This window comes from Sphingomonas sp. NFX23 (assembly GCF_049887795.1).
GTDB lineage: Bacteria > Pseudomonadota > Alphaproteobacteria > Sphingomonadales > Sphingomonadaceae > Sphingomonas.
Genome location: NZ_JAGEKH010000007.1, coordinates 249,310 through 268,964 on the forward strand (window position 1 = coordinate 249,310; position 19,655 = coordinate 268,964).

At 58.8% G+C, this 19,655-nt stretch carries 18 protein-coding genes and 1 pseudogene; 9 read left to right on the forward strand and 10 right to left on the reverse strand.

The features are described 5' to 3' along the window. Positions 1 to 15: 15 nt before the first annotated feature. From J4O76_RS19725 to J4O76_RS19735, 3 genes are all read left to right on the forward strand, one after another. The gene (locus J4O76_RS19725) at positions 16 to 978 is read left to right on the forward strand and encodes an NAD-dependent epimerase/dehydratase family protein (protein ID WP_426283758.1); all 963 of its coding nucleotides are present in this window, start codon (positions 16 to 18) and stop codon (positions 976 to 978) included. A 57-nt stretch (positions 979 to 1,035) separates the two neighbouring features. Further along, the gene (locus J4O76_RS19730) at positions 1,036 to 1,314 is read left to right on the forward strand and encodes a hypothetical protein (RefSeq protein ID WP_426283759.1); all 279 of its coding nucleotides are present in this window, start codon (positions 1,036 to 1,038) and stop codon (positions 1,312 to 1,314) included. Between the two features lie 252 nt (positions 1,315 to 1,566). Next, the gene (locus J4O76_RS19735; RefSeq protein ID WP_426283760.1) at positions 1,567 to 1,875 is read left to right on the forward strand and encodes a hypothetical protein; all 309 of its coding nucleotides are present in this window, start codon (positions 1,567 to 1,569) and stop codon (positions 1,873 to 1,875) included. A 258-nt stretch (positions 1,876 to 2,133) separates the two neighbouring features. Here J4O76_RS19735 and J4O76_RS19740 read toward each other — a convergent pair whose 3' ends face one another. Beyond that, on the reverse strand, positions 2,134 to 2,640 hold the full coding sequence (locus tag J4O76_RS19740) for a MucR family transcriptional regulator (protein WP_426283761.1): 507 nt from the start codon (positions 2,638 to 2,640) through the stop codon (positions 2,134 to 2,136). Positions 2,641 to 2,874: 234 nt separating this feature from the next. Then, on the reverse strand, positions 2,875 to 3,921 hold the full coding sequence (locus J4O76_RS19745) for an NAD(P)H-dependent flavin oxidoreductase (RefSeq protein ID WP_426283762.1): 1,047 nt from the start codon (positions 3,919 to 3,921) through the stop codon (positions 2,875 to 2,877). 473 nt (positions 3,922 to 4,394) lie between these two features. Here J4O76_RS19745 and J4O76_RS19750 point away from each other — a divergent pair, with 473 nt between their 5' ends. Continuing rightward, positions 4,395 to 7,466 (forward strand): TonB-dependent receptor domain-containing protein, encoded by a 3,072-nt coding sequence (locus J4O76_RS19750; RefSeq protein ID WP_426283763.1) that lies wholly within the window; start codon positions 4,395 to 4,397, stop codon positions 7,464 to 7,466. 330 nt (positions 7,467 to 7,796) lie between these two features. Here J4O76_RS19750 and J4O76_RS19755 read toward each other — a convergent pair whose 3' ends face one another. The 3 genes from J4O76_RS19755 to J4O76_RS19765 all read right to left on the reverse strand — a co-directional run bounded on the left by J4O76_RS19755 (position 7,797) and on the right by J4O76_RS19765 (position 9,282). Next, positions 7,797 to 8,036, reverse strand: a complete 240-nt coding sequence (locus J4O76_RS19755) for a HigA family addiction module antitoxin (protein ID WP_426283764.1) — start codon at positions 8,034 to 8,036, stop codon at positions 7,797 to 7,799. A 56-nt stretch (positions 8,037 to 8,092) separates the two neighbouring features. Next, positions 8,093 to 8,371 carry a type II toxin-antitoxin system RelE/ParE family toxin gene (locus tag J4O76_RS19760; protein ID WP_426283765.1) on the reverse strand — a complete coding sequence of 93 codons (279 nt, stop codon included), beginning with the start codon at positions 8,369 to 8,371 and terminating at the stop codon, positions 8,093 to 8,095. A gap of 374 nt (positions 8,372 to 8,745) precedes the next feature. Continuing rightward, entirely contained in the window at positions 8,746 to 9,282 is a 537-nt protein-coding gene (locus J4O76_RS19765) for a TetR/AcrR family transcriptional regulator (RefSeq protein ID WP_426283766.1), read from the reverse strand. A 42-nt stretch (positions 9,283 to 9,324) separates the two neighbouring features. On the opposite strand from J4O76_RS19765, the gene J4O76_RS19770 reads away from it, so the two are divergent. The 3 genes from J4O76_RS19770 to J4O76_RS19780 all read left to right on the forward strand — a co-directional run bounded on the left by J4O76_RS19770 (position 9,325) and on the right by J4O76_RS19780 (position 11,976). Further along, positions 9,325 to 10,734 (forward strand): carotenoid oxygenase family protein, encoded by a 1,410-nt coding sequence (locus J4O76_RS19770; RefSeq protein WP_426283767.1) that lies wholly within the window; start codon positions 9,325 to 9,327, stop codon positions 10,732 to 10,734. Then, positions 10,731 to 11,405 (forward strand): VC0807 family protein, encoded by a 675-nt coding sequence (locus J4O76_RS19775; protein ID WP_426283768.1) that lies wholly within the window; start codon positions 10,731 to 10,733, stop codon positions 11,403 to 11,405. The genes J4O76_RS19770 and J4O76_RS19775 overlap by 4 nt, the downstream gene beginning before the upstream one ends. 418 nt (positions 11,406 to 11,823) lie before the next feature. Further along, a complete protein-coding gene (locus J4O76_RS19780) occupies positions 11,824 to 11,976 on the forward strand; it encodes a hypothetical protein (RefSeq protein WP_426283789.1) in 153 nt (50 codons plus the stop codon). 87 nt (positions 11,977 to 12,063) lie between these two features. Here J4O76_RS19780 and J4O76_RS19785 read toward each other — a convergent pair. From J4O76_RS19785 to J4O76_RS19800, 4 genes and pseudogenes are all read right to left on the reverse strand, one after another. Further along, positions 12,064 to 12,156: pseudogene (locus J4O76_RS19785) on the reverse strand (recombinase family protein); the annotation flags it as partial. Between the two features lie 858 nt (positions 12,157 to 13,014). Next, positions 13,015 to 13,287: a hypothetical protein gene (locus J4O76_RS19790; protein WP_426283769.1), complete on the reverse strand. Its 273-nt coding sequence runs from the start codon at positions 13,285 to 13,287 to the stop codon at positions 13,015 to 13,017. 86 nt (positions 13,288 to 13,373) lie between these two features. Beyond that, positions 13,374 to 13,535, reverse strand: a complete 162-nt coding sequence (locus J4O76_RS19795) for a hypothetical protein (RefSeq protein WP_426283770.1) — start codon at positions 13,533 to 13,535, stop codon at positions 13,374 to 13,376. Positions 13,536 to 13,794: 259 nt separating this feature from the next. Further along, positions 13,795 to 15,594: a putative bifunctional diguanylate cyclase/phosphodiesterase gene (locus tag J4O76_RS19800; protein ID WP_426283771.1), complete on the reverse strand. Its 1,800-nt coding sequence runs from the start codon at positions 15,592 to 15,594 to the stop codon at positions 13,795 to 13,797. A gap of 291 nt (positions 15,595 to 15,885) precedes the next feature. On the opposite strand from J4O76_RS19800, the gene J4O76_RS19805 reads away from it, so the two are divergent. Both J4O76_RS19805 and J4O76_RS19810 read left to right on the forward strand, forming a co-directional pair. Next, positions 15,886 to 17,006, forward strand: a protein-coding gene (locus J4O76_RS19805; RefSeq protein ID WP_426283772.1) for an IS3 family transposase whose coding sequence is annotated in 2 segments (ribosomal slippage) — positions 15,886 to 16,135 and positions 16,135 to 17,006 — 1,122 coding nt in all. Because the reading frame shifts where the segments join, the coding sequence is not laid out codon by codon here. A 467-nt stretch (positions 17,007 to 17,473) separates the two neighbouring features. Further along, positions 17,474 to 17,806, forward strand: a complete 333-nt coding sequence (locus tag J4O76_RS19810) for a hypothetical protein (protein ID WP_426283773.1) — start codon at positions 17,474 to 17,476, stop codon at positions 17,804 to 17,806. A 501-nt stretch (positions 17,807 to 18,307) separates the two neighbouring features. On the opposite strand, the gene J4O76_RS19815 is transcribed toward J4O76_RS19810, so the two are convergent. After that, positions 18,308 to 18,505 (reverse strand): hypothetical protein, encoded by a 198-nt coding sequence (locus J4O76_RS19815; RefSeq protein WP_426283774.1) that lies wholly within the window; start codon positions 18,503 to 18,505, stop codon positions 18,308 to 18,310. Positions 18,506 to 19,655 lie beyond the last annotated feature (1,150 nt).

A 19,655-nucleotide genomic window follows, 5' to 3' on the forward strand; every position in this document is an offset into this window, starting at 1 on the left:
AATATGGAGGCGGAAATGACACGAACGGCTTTGGTGCTGGGAGCAACGGGTGGGATCGGAGGCGCGGTGGCGCGCCGGCTAATGCAATCGGGCTGGTCCGTCCGCGGGATGGTCCGCGACGGCGGTGCAGGGCGTCTTTCCGCAGGCGTACTACCGATCATCGGCGATGCCTTGGATGCAGCTGCGGTCGCGAAGGCTGCGATAGGGACTGAATTGCTGGTGCATGCGGTCAATCCGCCCGGCTATCGCAACTGGCGCCAGCTCGTCCTGCCGATGCTCGACAACAGTATTTCTGCGGCCAGCGCAGCCGGTGCACGACTTCTCCTTCCTGGAACCGCATACAATTACGGACCCGACGCATTCCCGGTCATTGGCGAGCAGGCGCCGCAGCGACCCTGGACGCGCAAGGGCGCGATCCGTGCCAAGATGGAACTTCGCCTTCGCGACGCAGCTGAGGCCGGCAATCTAACGTCGTTGGTCGTGCGGGCAGGCGATTTCTTCGGACCCGGCGCTGCCAACAACTGGTTTAGTCAGGGATTGGTGAAGCCGGGTACGCGTCCAACGATCATCCATAACCCGGGTGCACGGGATGTGGGTCACCAATGGGCCTATCTGCCAGACGTCGCAGAGACAATGGTCCGCCTCGTCGAGGAAGCCTCGCTGACACCGTTCAGCACCTTCCACATGGATGGTCACTGGGATGCGACCGGCACGACGATGACGAACGCGATTGTGCGGGTTTTGGGCGATCCAACCGTGCCGGTTCGGCAGCTTCCCTGGTGGCTGTTGGAGATCGCAGGACTGTTCGCGGCCACCCCGCGTGAGCTCGTGGAAATGCGCTACCTGTGGCGCGAGCCGGTTCGTCTGGACAATGCTCACCTACTAGCGACGCTCGGCTCGGAACCACGCACGCCTCTCGATGACGCGGTGCGAACGACGCTGAGCGCTATAGAGTGCCTCACTCCCGCTCGGGCATGACCGTGAGCGGCATTCCGTGCAGTTTCCAGCGTCACTTACCTTGGGGAAGCAGCGGCGATGATCGCGCTTTACGCAGCCAGCGTTGGCTGGATGGTCGCTGCTTCGTCGATGCCACAGCAGATGGATCGCCACCGGATCGATCGTAACAAGAAGGACGAAGACGGTCAGGCGGTCAGGCGGTCAGGCGGTCAGGCGGTCCCGGAACGGCGAAATCGCGACCAGGCCCAATCGGACTGCTGGATACGCCTCAACAAGATGCCTTCTCTTCACCAAATATTTCAACTCACTCGGAAGCTGGGGGCGGACGCCATCCCCGGATTGCTGCTGGGGATATGACGCTTTTGCTTATGACTTCGCAGGCGACAAAATCACGGTCATACTGCGACTCCGGGCGGAACATTTTTGGCGGACGACAACGGCAGGATAGTGAAAACTAACGGCCGCTCTGTATTGGGCTCAAACTAAAGTCGCCATTCCGCGATTCCTAACTCGACGTTCGCTGACGGGGGATAATTTATCCACGCAACTTTTACGCTGGTGCAAAGGCGCCTTCGTTAGCAACAGATTTTGCTTCTGTAAGAAAGAACGGTGGTAAACGCCACTCAGCCGAAAGATACAAACCGAGTGCCGAAAAATGCTTGGAGCCCGGTTCAAGATGCAGAACTGGCACGCCGCTATATGGCTGGCGAGTCCGTCGACAGCATCGCAGCGTTCTTTAGCCGTTCGGTACCCGGAGTTACTACCCGTGCAAACACGCTGGGATTACGTCGCCGGAAGCTTAAGGCTGATCCATCCAATGAAGGGAACGCGGTTTGGGTAATCGGCGCCGCGCTGCGCTCAGCAATCCCAGAAGTCGACCAGCCCTTTGCACAAGATCTTCTTGATCTGCTAAAATGATCATCAAACGCATTGTACTGCGGAGAAGCTCTCCTCAATGAGGATGTTCTCCGGATCCTGGCTTAGGCCTGAACCCGATTCAAGCTGATCGGCAGCTCAACCGTTTCGTACAGCATCGGACGATCACGTTACTCAACGCCTCACAATTGCGAACGTTTGTATCATCGAAGATAGTGTACCGATGAAGCTATAGTTTTTCTCGTGCCAAATGCATGTAACAAGGCCAGCTCCCCCTTTCGAGGAAGCTAGCCCCGTGAATTATTCGGCTGCAGCTTCTTCGGTCTTGCGTTTACGCGGAGCCGGAGCCGACTTGGCATCCGCCTTAGCTGCGTTGGTCTGGCCAGGCTTGCGGCCTAGGCCAATGCTCTTTGCCATCGTGCGACGTGCCTCTGAATAGGCAGGAGCGACCATAGGGTAATCAGCCTTCAGGCCATAACGCTCGCGATACTCCACAGGCGTCATGCCGTTAGTCGAGAGGTGACGGCGTAGCGTCTTGTACGGCTTGCCATCGATCATGCTGATGATGTGATCGGGGCTGGCAAGCGACTTACGAGCCGTCACCGCCGGGGTATACTCCTGAGCAGGTACTTGGGGCTCAGCAGCTGTTGCGTTTCCGCCGACCAGCGCCGAAACAGTTTCGTACATTTTGTTCAGGAAGGCTGGAACGTCGTCAGCATTGGTGCGCGTGTTGGGATTGGCTAACCAAGCGATTGTCAATTCCGTGGCGAGTTCGACCGGGTTCAGATCGAGGGTAGTGTCAGACATAGCAGGACTCCATTTCTGAACGCGCATCTAGGTATCTGATTGGTCTGTGGCAACCTCAGACTGTAAAAGACCAATCTATTTGTGATCCGTACATAAGTGACGCGTGAATATGTTTCACAAGGGTCATCTGAGACGTTGGACAATGTCCACCTTCGCTGGCGTCGACACTACCGCCCGTTTGAGCCTTGTCGGATATGCCGCGGACTCCTAATCGAAGCTCTCACTCTAAAGCCCCTAGGCTCGACATTCTCCGACAAGGGTCGCGACTAGCGCAGCTGCGGGCATTACTCTCACAAGTGGCGCACCTTGCCCTGCCCATTGCGCGCCGAACCCGCTTTCTCCGGCCGCCTTTGCAGCCGCGTTGAGCGCCTTGCCCGCGTCATAGGTCATCGGATACCCAGGTGAGCCGAGCCCCGCCTGCTCCCCCCATTCGGTGAAGCGGTTCCGCAGGCAGCGGGCAGGCCTTCCCGATATGGCGTGTGTCATCACCGTATGTTCCGCACCCGGTCCGGTTAGAGCATCGCGATAGGCTAGATCCGCGCTACTTTCGGGGCAGGCAATGAACGCCGTGCCGAGTTGTGCTGCCACAGCGCCGAGATCGAGTGCGGCTCTGATCCCACTTCCATCCATAATCCCACCCGCCGCAATCACTGGCACGCCGGAACGTGCAACCAGTAAGCGGGTGAGTGCTATCGTGCCCAGGCGGTTATCCGGCAAGTCAGGGTCGAACATACCTCGATGGCCACCTGCCTCCCACCCTTGGGCAACTACGGCGTCAATTCCGGCCTCTTTCACCGCCTGGGCCTCACTGAGGTTCGTCGCCGTCGCCAGCAGGACACAGCCGGCCAATTTTAGTGCGATAATCACCTCTTTGCTCGGCACGCCGAAATGGAAACTGACCACTGGAGGCGCGAGATCGATAAGCGTGGCGAGCATCTCGTCATCCTCGATCAGGCTTTTGTAGATCGGCCGCAGTGCAGTGGGAGGCTCAGCGCCGAAACTGCGAAATGTCGGGGCAAGCGCGTCTAGCCAGGCGGCTTCCCGCGCAGCATCGCCCTGAGCGGGCGCGTGAACGAATAGATTGACGTTGAACGGCCGTTGGGAGCGCGCACGCACGCCTTCGATCATCGTACGTGCGCCGCAAGCGTCTGTTGCTCCTACCCCGATCGATCCCAACGCACCGGCATTCGAGACGGCTGCCGCCAACTCGGGAGTGGACACTCCCGCCATCGGTGCCTGCACAATCGGCAGCGTGATCCCAATTTCTTGTAGCAGCGTCATAGAAAAGCAGTGCGCCGCAGGGCAATGGCGCGCAACGGATAATGGTCGCGAGTGTCGTAACGGGAATGTTGAAAGAGGCCTGACGCCTTGCCCTGGTCGCCCCATTGGGATCGAATAGCGGGAATGACCGGGTTGGAAGGATTGCGGCCTGTCCGGCTACGGGTGGCGATCAGCGGTAAGCAGCTGTTCGTTCAGCGGGCGGTAGCAAGAGGCTGATTGGTCAGCCCCTTAAGGACACCCGCCTGTCCGTTTGGCGCTGAGAGAACACAACCAGACTTCTGCCTCTACCGCGACGATCAGCGACCTTCCGGGCGCGTCCGCCATAGCGCGAATGGAGGATGCTATTGCGCAACATTTCAGCATAAATGTATTTAATAGGTATTGTTTGGGTATTGACTGATATGACAAATTAACGAAATCTGTCGTTCGAACCGGTCAAAGCGTCAGGGCGCAGCCGGATAAGGGGTAAGTATATGATCTTCGACCAAACTGTGTCGCGTATCGCTCTTGCAGGCTCGCTTTTGTTCTGCGCTGTCCCGGCAATGGCGCAAAATCAGGATGTTGCAGCGGGCCCCGCTCAGACACCGGCACAGGCTAAGGTCGGGGCGGATGCCGCGACCGCGCTTGCCGCACCCAATCCTGCATCCGCATCGGATGACACGGTCGTTGTGACCGGATCCCGCATTCAGCGTCCGAACATGACGTCGGCCGCACCGATCACCTCGGTCACCGCGCAGGACATTCGTGCGCAAGCGCCGACCAACATCGAAGACGTGCTGAACCGTCTCCCGCAGATCGCGCCGGACGCGCAGCAGAACTACCAGGATTCGGACGGCCGCCAGCGCATCAAGCTGCGCAGCCTAGGCTTCGAGCGTACGCTGACGCTGATCGACGGCAAGCGTATCGGAACGCAGAATGGCGCGGACGTCGGCATCATCCCGCCGTCAATGCTTGAGCGTGTCGACGTGCTGACCGGCGGCGCCTCGTCGGTCTATGGTTCGGACGCGGTAGCCGGCGTTGTCAACTTCATCCTAAAAAAGGATTTCGAGGGGTTGCAGATCGACGGCAACTACAATTTTTACAATCACGACAACAACGACACGATCGTATCGCCGCTAGCGCGCGCGAACAGTTTCAGCAGCCCGCGCGGCATGACCAACGACGGCGGCCGGGCCGACATTACCGTGACCGCGGGCAAGAAGCTGTTCGACGGCAAGCTGCGCCTGTCGGGCTTCGTCAACTACCGCCATACCGACGCGGTCGATTACGACGCGCGCTCCAGCTCGGCATGCCAACTGGTCCAGACCGGCAAGGATGGCCCGCTCTCATGCTCGCTGTCGACTTATTCGCGCAGCGGCTACATTTCGCCACGCTCGGGTGCGAACAACGGCGCCACTTATGTCAACGACCCGAACGGCACGCGCACCTTCGTTCCCTACGGGGTCGGCGTGGGTAATGCGGCGAACCCGTATGACGGCTATTCCTATCAGCGCGGGTCGGAGCGGTGGAACGCGGGCGGCTTCGTCAGCGCCGATCTCACCCCCGATATCGAAGTTTACGGATCGGGAATCTGGTTCCGCGACAAGTCCGTGAACGTCTATCCGGCGCGGATCTACAGCTATACCGTCTATGGCGATCAGCCGTACCAGGTGAACTGCAATAACCCGTATCTGTCGGGTTCGCAGGCAACCGCGATCTGCGGCGGTGCAGCCGGTACCAACACCAAGGCACCGATCGAACTCCGCTATCGTTTCAACGATCTCGCTGATATCCCTGATACTTATATCAACAGCGGCATCCGTGCCACCGGCGGCTTCCGCGGCAAGGTCGACGATACGTGGACTTGGGATGTCGGCGGCGTCTACGCGCGCAACCAGCAGGTTGTGAACTACGGCAGCCTGCCCGACTACGACCGCGTCAACCAGTCGCTTGACGTCGTCAACGTCAACGGCACGCCGACCTGCGCGAGCGGCGTCGCGGGTTGCGTGCCGTTCAACGCCTTCGCCGCCAACACGCCCGGCCAACCAGTTGCAGACTGGTTGTTCACGGCTCCGGGCGGGCGCACCAAGGGCGTGGGTACGCTCTGGGACGGCCTGCTCTCTGTGACCGGCGATCTCGGCAAATACGGCGTTACCTCGCCGCTAGCCAACCAGGGCGTCGCGATCGCGCTGGGTGCCGAATATCGTCACGACAACTACACGTCGACGGCAGATTCTTTCTACCGCGATCTCAACGGTGGTGCCGATCTGGATATTTCGCAGAGCGTTTGGGAATCGAACATCGAAGTGCAGGCGCCGTTGATTGAGGATCGCCCGTTTGCGCATCTATTGCAGGCGAATGGCGGCTACCGCGTGTCAAAATACAGCAGCAATCCCAAGACCTTCAATACCTGGAAGATCGAAGGCATCTACGCACCGGTCAGCGACCTCACATTCCGCGGCTCGTACAACAAAGCGCAGCGCGCGCCGACGGTGATCGAGATCGGTCAGTCGCGGAACATCAGCTACGGCCTGCAAGGCGGCTCGCAGAACGATTTTTGCGCGCCGACCGTCACGACCAATCCGACCACCGGCGCGATCAGCTACGGCACACCGATCGCATCGCGCGACGTCTGCCGCGCGACGGGCCTGTCCGACGCGCTGTATGGCAGTCCCACGCTGCTGTGTAACCAAGGCGACGGTAACCAGTGCACCGTCCAGTCGGGCGGATACACCGCAGATCCGGAGACCGCCTACACACTGACCTACGGTCTGGTGGTGAAGCCCAGCTTTATCCGCGGTCTGGTCTTCTCGGTCGATCGCTATCAAATCAAGATCGATAACTCACTGGGGTATAACGATTATACCTACTACACCGATGGCTGTCAGCGCTCGAACGGGGATCCCTTCTTCTGCTCGGGCATCGTCCGCCAGCCTGGTACCGGCATCCTCTACGCACCGGCCAGCGGCAACCCGACCAGCGGCTTCATCCGCCAGGGCACAACTAACTATTACAAGTCGATCGCTCGCGGCATCGATTTTCAGGCACAATATACGCTCCCCCTTGGTGGTGCGGGCAAGGTCGACTGGAGCTTCAACGGCTCACTGACAACCTTTGCCGGCAGCCAGGATTCACCGCTTCAGCCCAAGCGCAACTGCGTCGGCTATTACGGCAATGGCTGTAGCCAGTTGCTACCGAAATGGTCGCACGGTCTGCGCACGACCTACACTAGCGGCGACGGCATCTTCAGCACGTCGTTTAACTGGCGCTATGTCGGTTCGTTGACCAGCGCCGACAATTCGGGCGACGAAGCGATCGGTGGCACGCCGGATCGGGCACGCACCACCTTCTACCACATCGCACCAGCAAGTTATTTCGATCTGGCGCTCTCGTTTGCGATCGCCAAGGACTTTTCGTTGCGGTTTATTGCCAACAACCTGCTCGACAAGACCCCGCCGATCCTCGCGAATTCGTACGACATCAGCCTCGCACGGAGCAACACGATCCCCGCGCGCTACGACTCGCTCGGTCGTAACATCGCGGTTGGCGCTACCATCCGGTTCTAAAGCCGGACGCAATGAGTACAGGGCTCGCCAACGGCGGGCCCTGTGTTACGGTTTTGGGATGGATGGGCACGCGAACAAAGATCTGCGCCGGTTGGTACGTACTGTTAGCCGGTGGAAACTAGGTCATGATCTGACGCGCGGGAACGTTGTCGTTGCGAACATTGTGTCGAGGAAAACCAATCCCGGCCCGCTGTCTTCGGCCCATACGGTGTATGGGTCTGCGTTCAATATTCGGTAAGCGGCACAAATCTGAGAAGCAGGTCGGGCTTTTGAAATGCCGGCAAATGGGCGATAATTAACTTATCGCTCTCAACCGCAATGAGCCCGTTATCAGGCGGCATCCTGCAGCAAGCGTACAGGGGGCTGTACATGCTGGCGCGCGCACCAAAGATCATGGTTCGCCTGCATAGCCAACCACGCTCGTGCGCTGCTTACCTCAGTCTGTTGGAGCCGCAACGCCAGATCAGGGCTGATGCCTGCTTTGCCGTTCAACACACGTGACAGAGCTACCCGCGACATTGCGAGCCGGTTGGCAGCCTCGGTAACTGACAAGCTCAATGCCGCGACCACTTCTTCGCGGAGCAGTTCGCCGGGGTGGGGGGGGGGGGTGCATCATCGTCATAGCCTCAATGATAGATCTGATAATCAACCAGCTCGGCATCTGCCCCTACGAAGCGGAAGGTGACGCGCCAGTTGTCGTTGACCCAAACCGACCAGTGACCTTTCAGATCGCCCTTAAGCGGGTGGAGCTTAAAGGACGGTATGTTTATGTCGGCCGACCCTGCTGCGACAGACAACAAGCCTAGAATGTTTCGGAGTTTCTTCACATGGTCAGCCTGAACGTCTCGGATCGTGCCTGTGGTGTAGAAGGCTTCGAGAGCCTTATGGCGAAATCCAATTATCACGATCCTCTGTATCGATACGCGATACAATACCATGTCAATGCTAACAGTGCTTTGCCTGCCAGCGTCCAGGTTCCACCTCGCCCTGAACGCTCCACTAACCGATACTTGGCGAACAGCTCGACGGCCTCTTCTCCGGCACCCATGCATCAGTGATCCAACGTCTCCGTGCCCCCGCTGAGACACTGCTCGCACATCCAGGCAAGAGCACCGAGCAGTCGTCTCTTCGGTCATCGCACCGGGCCTCCTAAATTTTAGGTCGCGGTGGTTGCTGCACGGCTATCAGTCGGCGTCCAAAAGGGACCCTTTTGCGACGCGGCCCGTGTCAGCTTCGATTCTTGAAATAGGATCGTTTCGAGAATGTCCGCGAGCGTTAGTCATTCTTGAATAAGCGTATCGATAAGCTGGTCGTCAGCAGGAAGTTGTCCATCGAGCATCAGCATGGCGAGGCCATGGACGAGCGACCAGGCTCGTAGCGCGCCATTCTCCACTTGATCCAAACCAGCATCGTTCGCCGATGCCGAAGCGGCGTTGACGCGTAACATCTGTAGCGCCTCTATCTCACCTGTGGCCTGCAACTGAGCGGACGAGGTAAAGATCAGACGGAAGAGGGCCGGATTGGCGAGTGCGAAACGCACATAGGCCCGGCCGGTCGCGGCAAACGCAGCAGCGCCGTCCTTGCCGCTTGAAGCATCTCGCTGGGCAATCGCGAGCCGGTCCAACCCTTCGCGGGCGAGCGCCCGCATCAACGCTGCCTTGTCGGGAAAATGTCGGTAGACCGACGTCGCGCTAACCCCGACCTCGCGCGCCATCTCTCGCAGCGATACGCCTTCCACGTCACGTTCCGCCAATAGCCGCAGCCCGACCTCGATCAGCGCAGCACGCAGATCGCCATGATGATAACGTTTTTCCATGTTGACACCGTTACCTTCCTAACTATGCTCACGGTGTAAACATTGGAGGCGGGCATGGCTAGCGTTCTGGCGCAGAGTGATGATGGAAATGGGGAGGGGAACCGGACGGGGCACCCCTTCCTGTCTGGCATTCACCGGCCGACGGCGGAGGAATTAACGCTTACCGAGCTGGAGGTGTGCGGCACCATCCCGCCAGCATTGCAGGGCCGTTATCTGCGGACCGGTCCTAACCCGGTCGCAGCCGATCCCGCATCGTACCACTGGTTCACCGGCGACGGCATGGTCCACGGCCTGGCGATCCGCGACGGAAAGGCCTTGTGGTATCGCAATCGCTGGATCGCATCGCGCAGCAACGCGGCTGCCCGCGGAACGACGCCGGCATCAGGGCCGCGGCACGGTTCCAGCGACACGGTGAACACCAATGTCGTCGATCTGGCCGGGCGCGTCTTCGCGGTCGTCGAAGGAGGCAGTTACCCCGTCGCACTGTCCGATACGCTCGACGAGCAGCGCTACGACGATTTCTCCGGTTCGCTTGTTGGGTCGTTCACCGCGCATCCCCACCGCGACCCGCTGACGGGCGAGTATCACGGCATCTGCTATGAGGGCGGGCGTCTCGACGAGATCCGCCACGTCATCCTCGATGCCACCGGCAAGGTGGTACGTGAGGCGCCGATCGCGGTCGAGCATGGCCCAATGATTCACGATTGCGCGGTCACCGCGCGTTACGTCGTCATCCTAGACCTCCCGGTGACCTTCTCGCTGGTAACCCATTTGGCTGGCCAGCCGCTGCCTTATGCCTGGAATCCTGCGCATCGTGCCCGCGTCGGACTGATGCCGCGCGACGGCGATCAGCATGCCATCATCTGGTGTGACGTCGATCCGGCCTATGTCTTCCACGTCGCCAACGCCTTCGACCTACCCGATGGTCGCGTGGTGCTCGACGTTTGTGCATATCCGACGATGTTCGCCGGTGTGCCTGGTGGCCCAGACGTGGCCTCGCGCGGGCTAGAGCGCTGGACGCTCGACCCGGCTACCGGAACGTCAACGATACGCACTATTGATGCCACACCGCAGGAGTTTCCCCGCGTCGACGAGCGCCGGTTCGGCCAAGCTTACCGCTATGCCTATGCCATGGGCACGCAGTCGGACCGCCGCTTCCAGAGCGCGAGCCGGCTCTACAAACACGACCTCATAGCGGGCGGGCGGCAAGTGCACGACTTCGGCCCCGGCCGTCATCCTGGCGAATTCGTCTTTGTTCCTGCGCACGACACTGCGGATGAAGATGAGGGATGGCTGATGGGCTTCGTCATCGACGCAACGAGCGACACCACCGAACTCGTCATCCTCAATGCAAGCCGGTTCGAGCACGCGCCGGTCGCCATAATCCGCCTGCCGCACCGCATTCCGCCGGGCTTTCACGGCAACTGGATCAACGGGGGAGAAGCACAATGAACACGATCGTCACGACCATGAAGGACAGCACTGTAATGGACCGCCAGACCGGCAGCCGCATCGGCCTCCTCGCCATCGAAGCCGGCGTCAATTTCGGGCTACCGCTGCTGATCTATGATCGCGTGGCGCCGCTGTCAGGCGACGTAATCGCGCTGATGGCGTCGTCGCTGCCGCCTTTGCTCTGGTCGCTCGTCGAGTTCGCTCGTCGCCGTCGCTTCGATGCGCTGTCGATCCTCGTGCTGGCCGGCATTGCGCTGTCGCTGCTCGCCATGCTCGGGGGCGGCTCCGTCCGCTTCCTCCAACTGCGTGAGAACCTCGTGTCGGCACTGATCGGCTTGGTCTTCCTTGGATCGGCTGCGATCAGTCGCCCGCTGATCTATCAATTGGCCCGTGCTGGCCTGGCGCGCAAATCGCCGGACGAGGTCGCTGCGTTCGAGGCCAAGCGTGACACGCCCCGCTTCCGCCGCGTGATGACGATCATGACGCTGGTTTGGGGTGTCGGCCTGCTCGCTTCGTCGGCGCTCGCCTGCGTGCTCGTCTTCGTCCTCAGCATTCACGATTACATGCTGGTCAGCCCGTTTGTCGGCTACGGCTCGATGGGCGCGCTCGCGCTTTGGACCGTTTGGTACAGGCGTCTTGCCCAACGCCGGGCGGCCGTTGAGACGCTGTAGTGTTCTCCTACGAGATCCAGTTTTGAGAAGTCGGCCTAGATGCCAAAGCAATCTCACAAGACCGCTGGAAACTAACATGGCAGGTAACGTTTATGTCCTGCCGCCGTCGTCCTCCGGCCGGGGCCAGTCCGTCCTTGCTACCCCGTGGGGACGGGCCGTTGTTCCCTCATAAGCAACAAGCCAGATACCGCCCTAGTACCGCCCTTTGCGAACGTTCCGCTTGGCGTCTACAAGTCGTTATGCCCGTCGAAGGAAGCTGTCACTGCGGCAAGGTGCGGATCGATCTGCCGAGCCTGCCTGCTTGGGTGGCGGATTGTAATTGCTTGCTCTGTCGGCGAACTGATTGGCGCACCGCTCATTACCCGCCTGCCGAGGTTTACATATCCGGTGAAACCGTCGCCTAGTTTGGGGCGATCACATGATCGGTATTCGCCATTGTCCGGTGTGCGGCTGCGGTACTCATTGGCACACGCTTGGCGGGAATTTTGGCAAGATGGGAATCAATGCGCGCTTGCTTGACGATTTCGATGAAAGCATCGTCCATGTCAGGAAGTTCGACAACGCAACGTGACCACCTCGACGACGAACGACTGCTGCGTTCCAACCAGACATTCTGAAGTTTGATAGTATTTCGGGAACGTTCGGGTTGGCAAGGAGCGGACTTGGCTTGGACCCTGCCAGCAGCAGTGCGTTCGGTAATACGATGACGCTCGTAGCTCGCCGCAACACCCAACACGGCAATGATTACCTTATCGACTCTTCGGCGCGAGGCTATCAAGGGCCTCCACGATGTACAACGCCACAATATCACGCCCTTGGGCGTCAGCTATTCGCAACGCCTCAACTAACAACTTGTTCAGTTCGTCATTTGAACCTTCAGACATCAAATGCTGGCCTGCTACCATCACAGCGGCATTACCGGATCGCTTCGATATGTAAGCGTCAGCGACCCGCAAAAGCGATCTATATCGTCCTGACTCACATTAAGAAGCGCGGTAGGAGTGGATTATTCACCAACTGTTGCGCCGAACTCCAAGCTCTTCATCAGCTTTCGACGTTCGGCAAGGTGGACACATGGTAAAGCTGCACGAGGACGGGCAGTAGCGATTCGGCCATTAGAAAAACCTAGGAGCCATATGTCTCTCAGGCCGCCCTCATGGTGGCTGAAGGGACACAGCGCAGCGGTCGAGTCCTCCAGCGCCCCGTGATACTCGCCATCCTTCTCGGCCATCTGCAGCGCAGTCGTCATAGTATCGCCCCCCGTCCCAACGGTAGGCCAACAATATTCCCTCCACCAGCCTCGGGTGATCTGCTTTTGGAACATACGGGGGCCTGCGATTACTCCCGGTCGGCCACATCATCCCCGGACTCAAACGCTACTATGGTAGCCTTCATATCTGCGGCGAGCAGGTCAAGGACGCGAGCTGCACCAGGCGCTCCTGGCCATTCCTGCGGTCTTCCCCCACGGTCCTGCCCGATCTGCCGAACATCTCGACCACGGCGTCCTGCGGTGTCCGGTCGGGGACTGCGAAGGCGAGCTATGGCAGATGGCGTAGGCCGGACGCGGCTCCAGCTTCAAGCACACTTACCGCTTCAGATACGCAGTCCTTCAAACAAAGGTCTGCCTGCTTGGTTCGGCGTGTGCCTCGCGCTCGCCGAGAACGACCACCCCAGTTGCCGTAATCAAACGATTGGCGGAACCAGGCGGACAGACTGTGATCGGTAGCGCCATGAACCCACCGATACGTTTCGGTCTATAACCGAGGACAAGTTCAGTATCCAACGCCAGTAGCTCTATAGAACCTACCCGCAACAGCCAGCCGACCGGATATTCTCCACGCTCTACTGACGCAGAAAACCCATCGCGCAGCAATTTACGCATTCCCACCGTTAGCGATATCCTAGAAGCAAGACAGTTCGCCTCGACCGAGCACGGAGCGGGTCGAGTATTTCGGCGATAGAGTTCTACTAGGAAGAACCGGAGCTACGAGATGAATCGGCAAGTTCGATGTACATCGCAGCCATCCTCCGATAGATCGCCGCTATTTCCGGATCAGTCGCCTTTTCGGCTTGTTCGGCTACTTTGGCAGCACGAGCAACATAATAGGCGCGTTCAATAACTTCCGGCATGGTCTCGCCCCATGTCAAGCGAGAGCTTCAAGCGCTCCCATCGTCACCGTGCTTCAGGCTAGGCGTGCCGACTGCGTGTCCCTGCCGTTTAATATGACCGGAATCAAGCGGCGGTATTGTCAGATCAAGATCATTGGCGCTTTCTTCTGCAGTGAAACCACGCCTCGCCATTCCGAGCTTTCGCATAAGGCAACGACGATAGGGACGGGGGGCGTTCTCGGAATCCATGGACATTTAGGCACTATTCGGTTGGATCGGATTATACATAGGCCGCGTCAGGATGCCCGAGAGGCGTTGCGCCGGGTGGCAGCGCTGCTCGTTCACTGAACCATCGATCAAACGTTGCCGGATCCATAGGGTGGCCAAAGAAATATCCTTGGCCCTCATCGCAACCCATCGCCGCCAGTACATCTGCAGCTTCAAGTGTCTCGATGCCTTCCGCAACAACGCGGTAGCCAAGATCGTGGGAGAGAGAAATCATCGAACGCACCAAAGTTTGCTCGCGCTTGCCTTTTAAAAGATCACGAACGAAAGATTGATCGATTTTTACCACCTGCATTGGAAGGCACTGGAGATAAGACAGGCTGCTATATCCTGTCCCAAAATCGTCAATCGCTAGAGACACCCCTATTTTTTCAAGAGAAGCCAGCCGATCCATTGCGCCGCTCGAATTATCCATCATGGCACTCTCAGTTAGTTCCAACTCGAGCATTTTAGCAGGAACGCGATACTTGCGCAGATAAAGCTGAACCTGTTGGGCAAAATCGGGCTCGGTAAGGTTACTCGCCGAAACGTTGACCGATAGCCGGAGCTCCGTCATAGACCCCATCCATTGACTAAGCTGCTTTAAACTAGTGTCGAGTACCCACGCGGTAGTCGGGCGCGCTAGCGATGTCTGCTCCACAAGGGGGATAAACTCCCCTGGTGATACGTTGCCAAAGTACGGGTGCGTCCAGCGCAGCAACGCTTCAGCACCGACTGTCGCGCCAGTTCTAAGGCTAACTCGGGGTTGATAGACTAATCGGAGCTGTTGCGGCTGCTCAAGCGCTGAACCAAAGTCATTCAGCAGGGCAAACCGACGACGGTGAGCGATATCCTTCGACGACGAATAAACGCTTATACCTGAGTGTGCCGCGCGCGCGTCTAGTGCCGCGTTTTGCATAGTTCGTAGGACGTCTCGTGGTGGCGTTATGCCCGTAATGAACGGGGAGACACCAATTGCCGCTGTTATGACAAGACTGACATTCGAAGATTCACGAAGCTGCGACATCAACGATGTCAGTCCGCTAATGGCATCAGCTTCACTTGCACCTCGGGTTGCAAGAAAGGCGAACTGAGTAGTAGCAATGTGATATATTGTTCGGTGAGGAATGACTGTTGCAACTAGGAACCTGGTCGCATCCCGCACCATGTCATCGATATAACTACCGCCCATGACGCGTGTACCCGCGTTGAGTTGGTCAGGGCGAGCAAGATCGATTAAAATTGCAAAGCGAGGGATACCATGCTCTTCGCGGACAAGGTCCTCAATGTCATCGATGAACTGCGTGCGGTTTGGCAACCCGCTAAGTGGATCAATTCGACCAAAAGCATGCTCAAGCTCAATCTGCGACATGACCATTTGCGCAAGATCGGTCAGCGCTGTAATCTCTTCTTTGGAGGCGGAGCGTGGTTCGCCTCCCAGAACACACAGCGCCCCCAAGCAGTACCCCTCACGCGTAATAAGCGGAGCGCCCGCGTAAAAGCGTACGCCTTGCTCGGAAAGAACGCTGTCGCGATAGCAATCCTCGGCCAGCAGATCGCGAATTATGACGGTTTCGGATTTCTCAGCGACGCTGGCACAGGGCGCTTTATCTCGCGGGATGGAGGTATGGTCGACGCCGACGCGGGACTTGAACCATTGCCGGTCGCGATCGGTAAGCGAAATTGCCGAGATAGGGAGCCGGAATATCTGGCTGGCCATCCGCGTGATGCGATCAAAATTGTCGCTTGGCGCTGTATCCAAAAGCTTGAGCTGGTACAGCGCGGCGAGTCTGGCTTCTTCTTTGTGGTCGTGCACGTGGTATCCTTTGGACCCATCATGGCCTCTGAATCTTAACGATTATTTTTTCGTACGGTATCGAACAGTCGAACTCTTCCGATCCAATTGCGTATCGTTCTACAAGCCAGGCGTTCCGGCGAGGCAACGCCTTGGGTCACGCGACAATGGTGATTAAGGCGCCGCGGCCACTCGGTTGAGATCGAATTTCGGGACGTCCGGCCTGGGAAAGCTCCGCGGCCTTCAGGCGCACTGACCTGCTCCCCAGAATTCATGCCATTGGTAAGTTAGCTCGTCAGATGGAGACGAGTGATGCGGCGAGGCCGATTTACCGAGGATCAGATCATTAGCGTGCTGCGCGAGCATGAGGCCGGCGTGAAGACCGCCGAGCTGTGCCGGAAGCATGGAATCAGTGACGCGACGTTCTACAACTGGAAGGCGAAGTACGGCGGGATGACCGTGTCGGAGGCGGCGCGGTTGCGAGCGCTCGAGGACGAGAACCGCCGGCTGAAGAAGCTGCTGGCGGAGTCGATGCTCGACGTGTCGGCGCTGAAGGATCTGCTGGGAAAAAACTGACCCGGTCTGGAGATCGCTACGCTGCGGTGGAGAAGCTGATGGCCGACCACAGCTTCTCCGAGCGTCGCGCCTCCAGACTGATCGGGGTCAACCGGTCGGCGTGGCAATATGAGCCGCTTCGCGGAAAGGACGATGCTGTCCGCGAGCGGATGCGCGAGATCGCGAACGAACGTCGTCGCTTCGGCTATCGACGGCTGGCGATCCTGCTCAAGCGGGAGGGCAAGGGCATGAACCTGAAGAAGGTGTATCGGCTGTATCGCGAGGAGCGACTGACGGTGCGCAAGCGTGGCGGTCGCAAGCGCGCGCTGGGCACGCGGGCGCCGATGGCGATCCCGCAAGAACCCAACCAGCGCTGGTCGCTCGACTTCGTATCGGACTCGTTGGCCTGCGGCCGGCGGTTCCGCATGCTCAACGTCATCGACGACTACAGCCGGGAATGCCTGAGATGCGTCGTCGATACCTCGCTGTCGGGTCGGCGGGTCGTTCGCGAGCTGAGCGCCATCGCCGAGCGTCGCGGGCTGCCGTGCATGGTGGTCAGCGACAACGGCACCGAACTGACCAGTCATGCCGTCCTCGCCTGGTGTCAGGACACCGGGGTCGGGTGGCACTACATCGCCCCGGGGAAGCCGCAGCAGAATGGCTTTGTGGAATCGTTCAATGGTCGCTTGCGCGACGAGTGTCTGAACGAACACCTGTTCCCCTCGCTGGCTGCGGCGAGACGGATCATCGAGGCATGGCGGACGGACTACAACACCGTGCGTCCGCACAGCAGTCTTGGCGGGATGGCACCCGCCGAGTTTACGAACCGCCCCCGCCAGGGGCATATGGACACCGAAGCTAAGTTATCAGCGGCCTGAAAACGGGGAGCAGGTCAAGAGTACGCAACGTTGGTCTGAGCAACCTTACGTCCCGCCGGCTTCGCCTGCCCCGCCAGGACGTCCCATTCCATCACGTCGAGCCCGCGGCGCTCACCTTCGTTCCGCACGACATGGGATCGACCGAACGGGCGCAGCTCCTTTGGATTGAGCCGGTTATCCATCGGCTTGTCGGCAAGCCATTCCGCACCAAATCGTTTGGCTCGCCGTCGAACCTTGCTCGATTACACTTTAAAGGTTCACCCGACCGACAAGCGCGCCGATCGCGATTACGGAGCCAATGATCGCCCAGCCTTCCCAGGCTCGGGGGGCCAGCCAATCCCTACGACTTTTGGCTGAGACCATTCGCGCAGATGATTCATTAGGGCTCCCATACTGCCGAGAATGGTCGGTGCTGTCTTCCGCCTCGTCACCCCAAGCAATACATGTCAGGAACGGAGGAAGCCAATATGCCCGCGAACATCATGAAGGTAGACGACCAGGCCAAGATTGACCTCTTTCAGAAAATCATGCCGATCGTCATGCAGTACCTGGCGGCGAACTCACCCGACAAGGCACTGATTGCAGATGACATCGTCGACTTCTTCGCGCTTTCGATTGCGTCGGTCATCCAAAACGATACAAACCTGACGACGCTGCAGCTGCAGCGCAAAGGCGTCGAGGCGGCAGGCAAGCACATCGCGCACTGGGTGCGGCTGTTGCAGCTTGATCACGAACAACGGGGCGCATCATTGCTGGCGATGACGATGGGTGCGGTCGCGTTAGACGAAACGCAGCAATAGCGCTTTTGTGGAACGTGAGACGGCCTCGCCTGTTAGCCTATTGAGGAGATAGATAGTGAGCGATCCAATCAGGCCGACGACCACGACGAAACACCCGAACCTATCGACAGAGCACCAGAATGAAGGCGATGCCCGGCGCCCGAGCGACACGCTCAACAAGGGCGCCCCCAGCACTGAAGGGCAGAATGCGCCTAAGCGGAAGTCGTCGTTAACGTAGCCAACTCGTCTCATCCCGATAGGATGAATTGAGCTAAGCGTAGATGCCAATCATTTGATCGGTGCGCTTGATGTTTGTTGCCTGAAAAAGATACGGCTTGGCGTTTAGGCGAAGCATCCCCCGTTTAAAACGAGCGCCACTTGCAAGCGTTCGAAGCACGTATCCTTCGATCTCACATCTCGAGCACTCAGGTCGCCAATCCACTGCGCCGTGCCAGACTATTCCTTTCCGGCGGATAACCAAGAATCCAACATAATATCCTCACCGCCTGGCCACCCTGTTATTCAGTCCTGCCGGTACGTAAGCTTCTTTTGCCGCTTGTCCTTCGACAGCCACATCGTTGCCCACCAAATTGCCGCTTCTCGTTTGTGACGCTGACGACGGCGTTCGGACCGTTGTCGGCGTTCGCGAGATTTGAAGATTGACCGTGTGCCGATAGACATCGCTACCGCTGCCGGAACGATCGTCAGTAACTCAAACATGTAACGCTCCAAGCCAGCAGACGCGTCTTCGCCTATAAGCTCCGCATCGCGTTCGGCGAGGGTTGCTTCCTTACATCTGTCCTAAATAAGGACTGTGCCATTAGTCGCGACAGCCACCGGAAATGCATCAGCGAGGCAATGCGGGCACGCGAATGGCCGAACTGAAGCGCTGGCCAAGCTGGCTATCACGCGAGTTCGTCTGGATGGGGTCACATATCGTGCCAAGCGGATGATTAAGCACCCGCTGCAGCCTGGCCTGTTGATATGTGGGGGGAAGTGGCCCCGGTTATGTCGATCAACACGCCATTACCGTGCGCGAACCGAACACGTTGCACTAATCGAGCGCGAAAAAGAGCCCACCCGGCGCTACGAAACACCGGATGGGCTCAGTTCCATCACCCTGATGATGGGTACCGGTGACAGCTCAAAGCTACGTTGGTTTGGGTGATGGTCGCCGGCGGTATTCGATGGCTACGCGTCCTACCGGCGCGCGCATTTGATAGCGTGCGAGCCCAGCACCGACATACATCTACATTTGTTCGCTATCGAACGAACTATCAAATCGTTCGATAGCGGCTCGCCCTGACAGGGGAGAGAGGGCGAGCCGGCCGAGCCACTGCCAAGCAAGCTCGGCGAGCATCAACGCAGCGATAGAGCAAAGTTCCCACAGCCTGCAATGGGCCGTCCTCGGCGAACTTCCAGAACAAGTCGGCCGCCCGGGTTCGAGTAGCTCGGCTATCTGAAAACATTAGAGACATAGGGAGATGCAAACCTAGAACGAAAGCCCACGACGTTAACGTCGACGTCCTTCACCACGGGCTTCTTGAACGATTCAACCAAGCCTTTACTTGGCTGTACGGTGCGCGGGCTCGAAAGGTTGCCGCAGCCGCCGTCGAAAAACGTTCCATCCGGCGCTACGAGAACCGGATGGGTTCAGTTTCCATCATCCCGACAATGGAGACCACTCAAATCTCAAAGCTGCGTTTGGTTTGAGCGATGGTCGCCGACAGCGAAACGGGGGGCCGTGCTGTTGTTGCCCCCTAAAGGCCTGACAGGGCCTCGCAGGTTTGCGCGATGAACTCGCGGGGTGATCGATAGCGCAAAGCGCGGTGCGGATGCACCTCGTTATAGTGGGCGAACCAGCCAGGCA

Coding starts and splice junctions, on each gene's coding strand:
- J4O76_RS19725 (WP_426283758.1), top strand. CDS start 16: ATGACACGAACGGCTTTGGTGCTGGGAGCAACGGGTGGGATCGGAGGC.
- J4O76_RS19730 (WP_426283759.1), top strand. CDS start 1,036: ATGATCGCGCTTTACGCAGCCAGCGTTGGCTGGATGGTCGCTGCTTCG.
- J4O76_RS19740 (WP_426283761.1), bottom strand. CDS start 2,640: ATGTCTGACACTACCCTCGATCTGAACCCGGTCGAACTCGCCACGGAA.
- J4O76_RS19745 (WP_426283762.1), bottom strand. CDS start 3,921: ATGACGCTGCTACAAGAAATTGGGATCACGCTGCCGATTGTGCAGGCA.
- J4O76_RS19750 (WP_426283763.1), top strand. CDS start 4,395: ATGATCTTCGACCAAACTGTGTCGCGTATCGCTCTTGCAGGCTCGCTT.
- J4O76_RS19765 (WP_426283766.1), bottom strand. CDS start 9,282: ATGGAAAAACGTTATCATCATGGCGATCTGCGTGCTGCGCTGATCGAG.
- J4O76_RS19775 (WP_426283768.1), top strand. CDS start 10,731: ATGAACACGATCGTCACGACCATGAAGGACAGCACTGTAATGGACCGC.
- J4O76_RS19780 (WP_426283789.1), top strand. CDS start 11,824: ATGATCGGTATTCGCCATTGTCCGGTGTGCGGCTGCGGTACTCATTGG.
- J4O76_RS19790 (WP_426283769.1), bottom strand. CDS start 13,287: ATGCGTAAATTGCTGCGCGATGGGTTTTCTGCGTCAGTAGAGCGTGGA.
- J4O76_RS19795 (WP_426283770.1), bottom strand. CDS start 13,535: ATGCCGGAAGTTATTGAACGCGCCTATTATGTTGCTCGTGCTGCCAAA.
- J4O76_RS19810 (WP_426283773.1), top strand. CDS start 17,474: ATGCCCGCGAACATCATGAAGGTAGACGACCAGGCCAAGATTGACCTC.
- J4O76_RS19815 (WP_426283774.1), bottom strand. CDS start 18,505: ATGTTTGAGTTACTGACGATCGTTCCGGCAGCGGTAGCGATGTCTATC.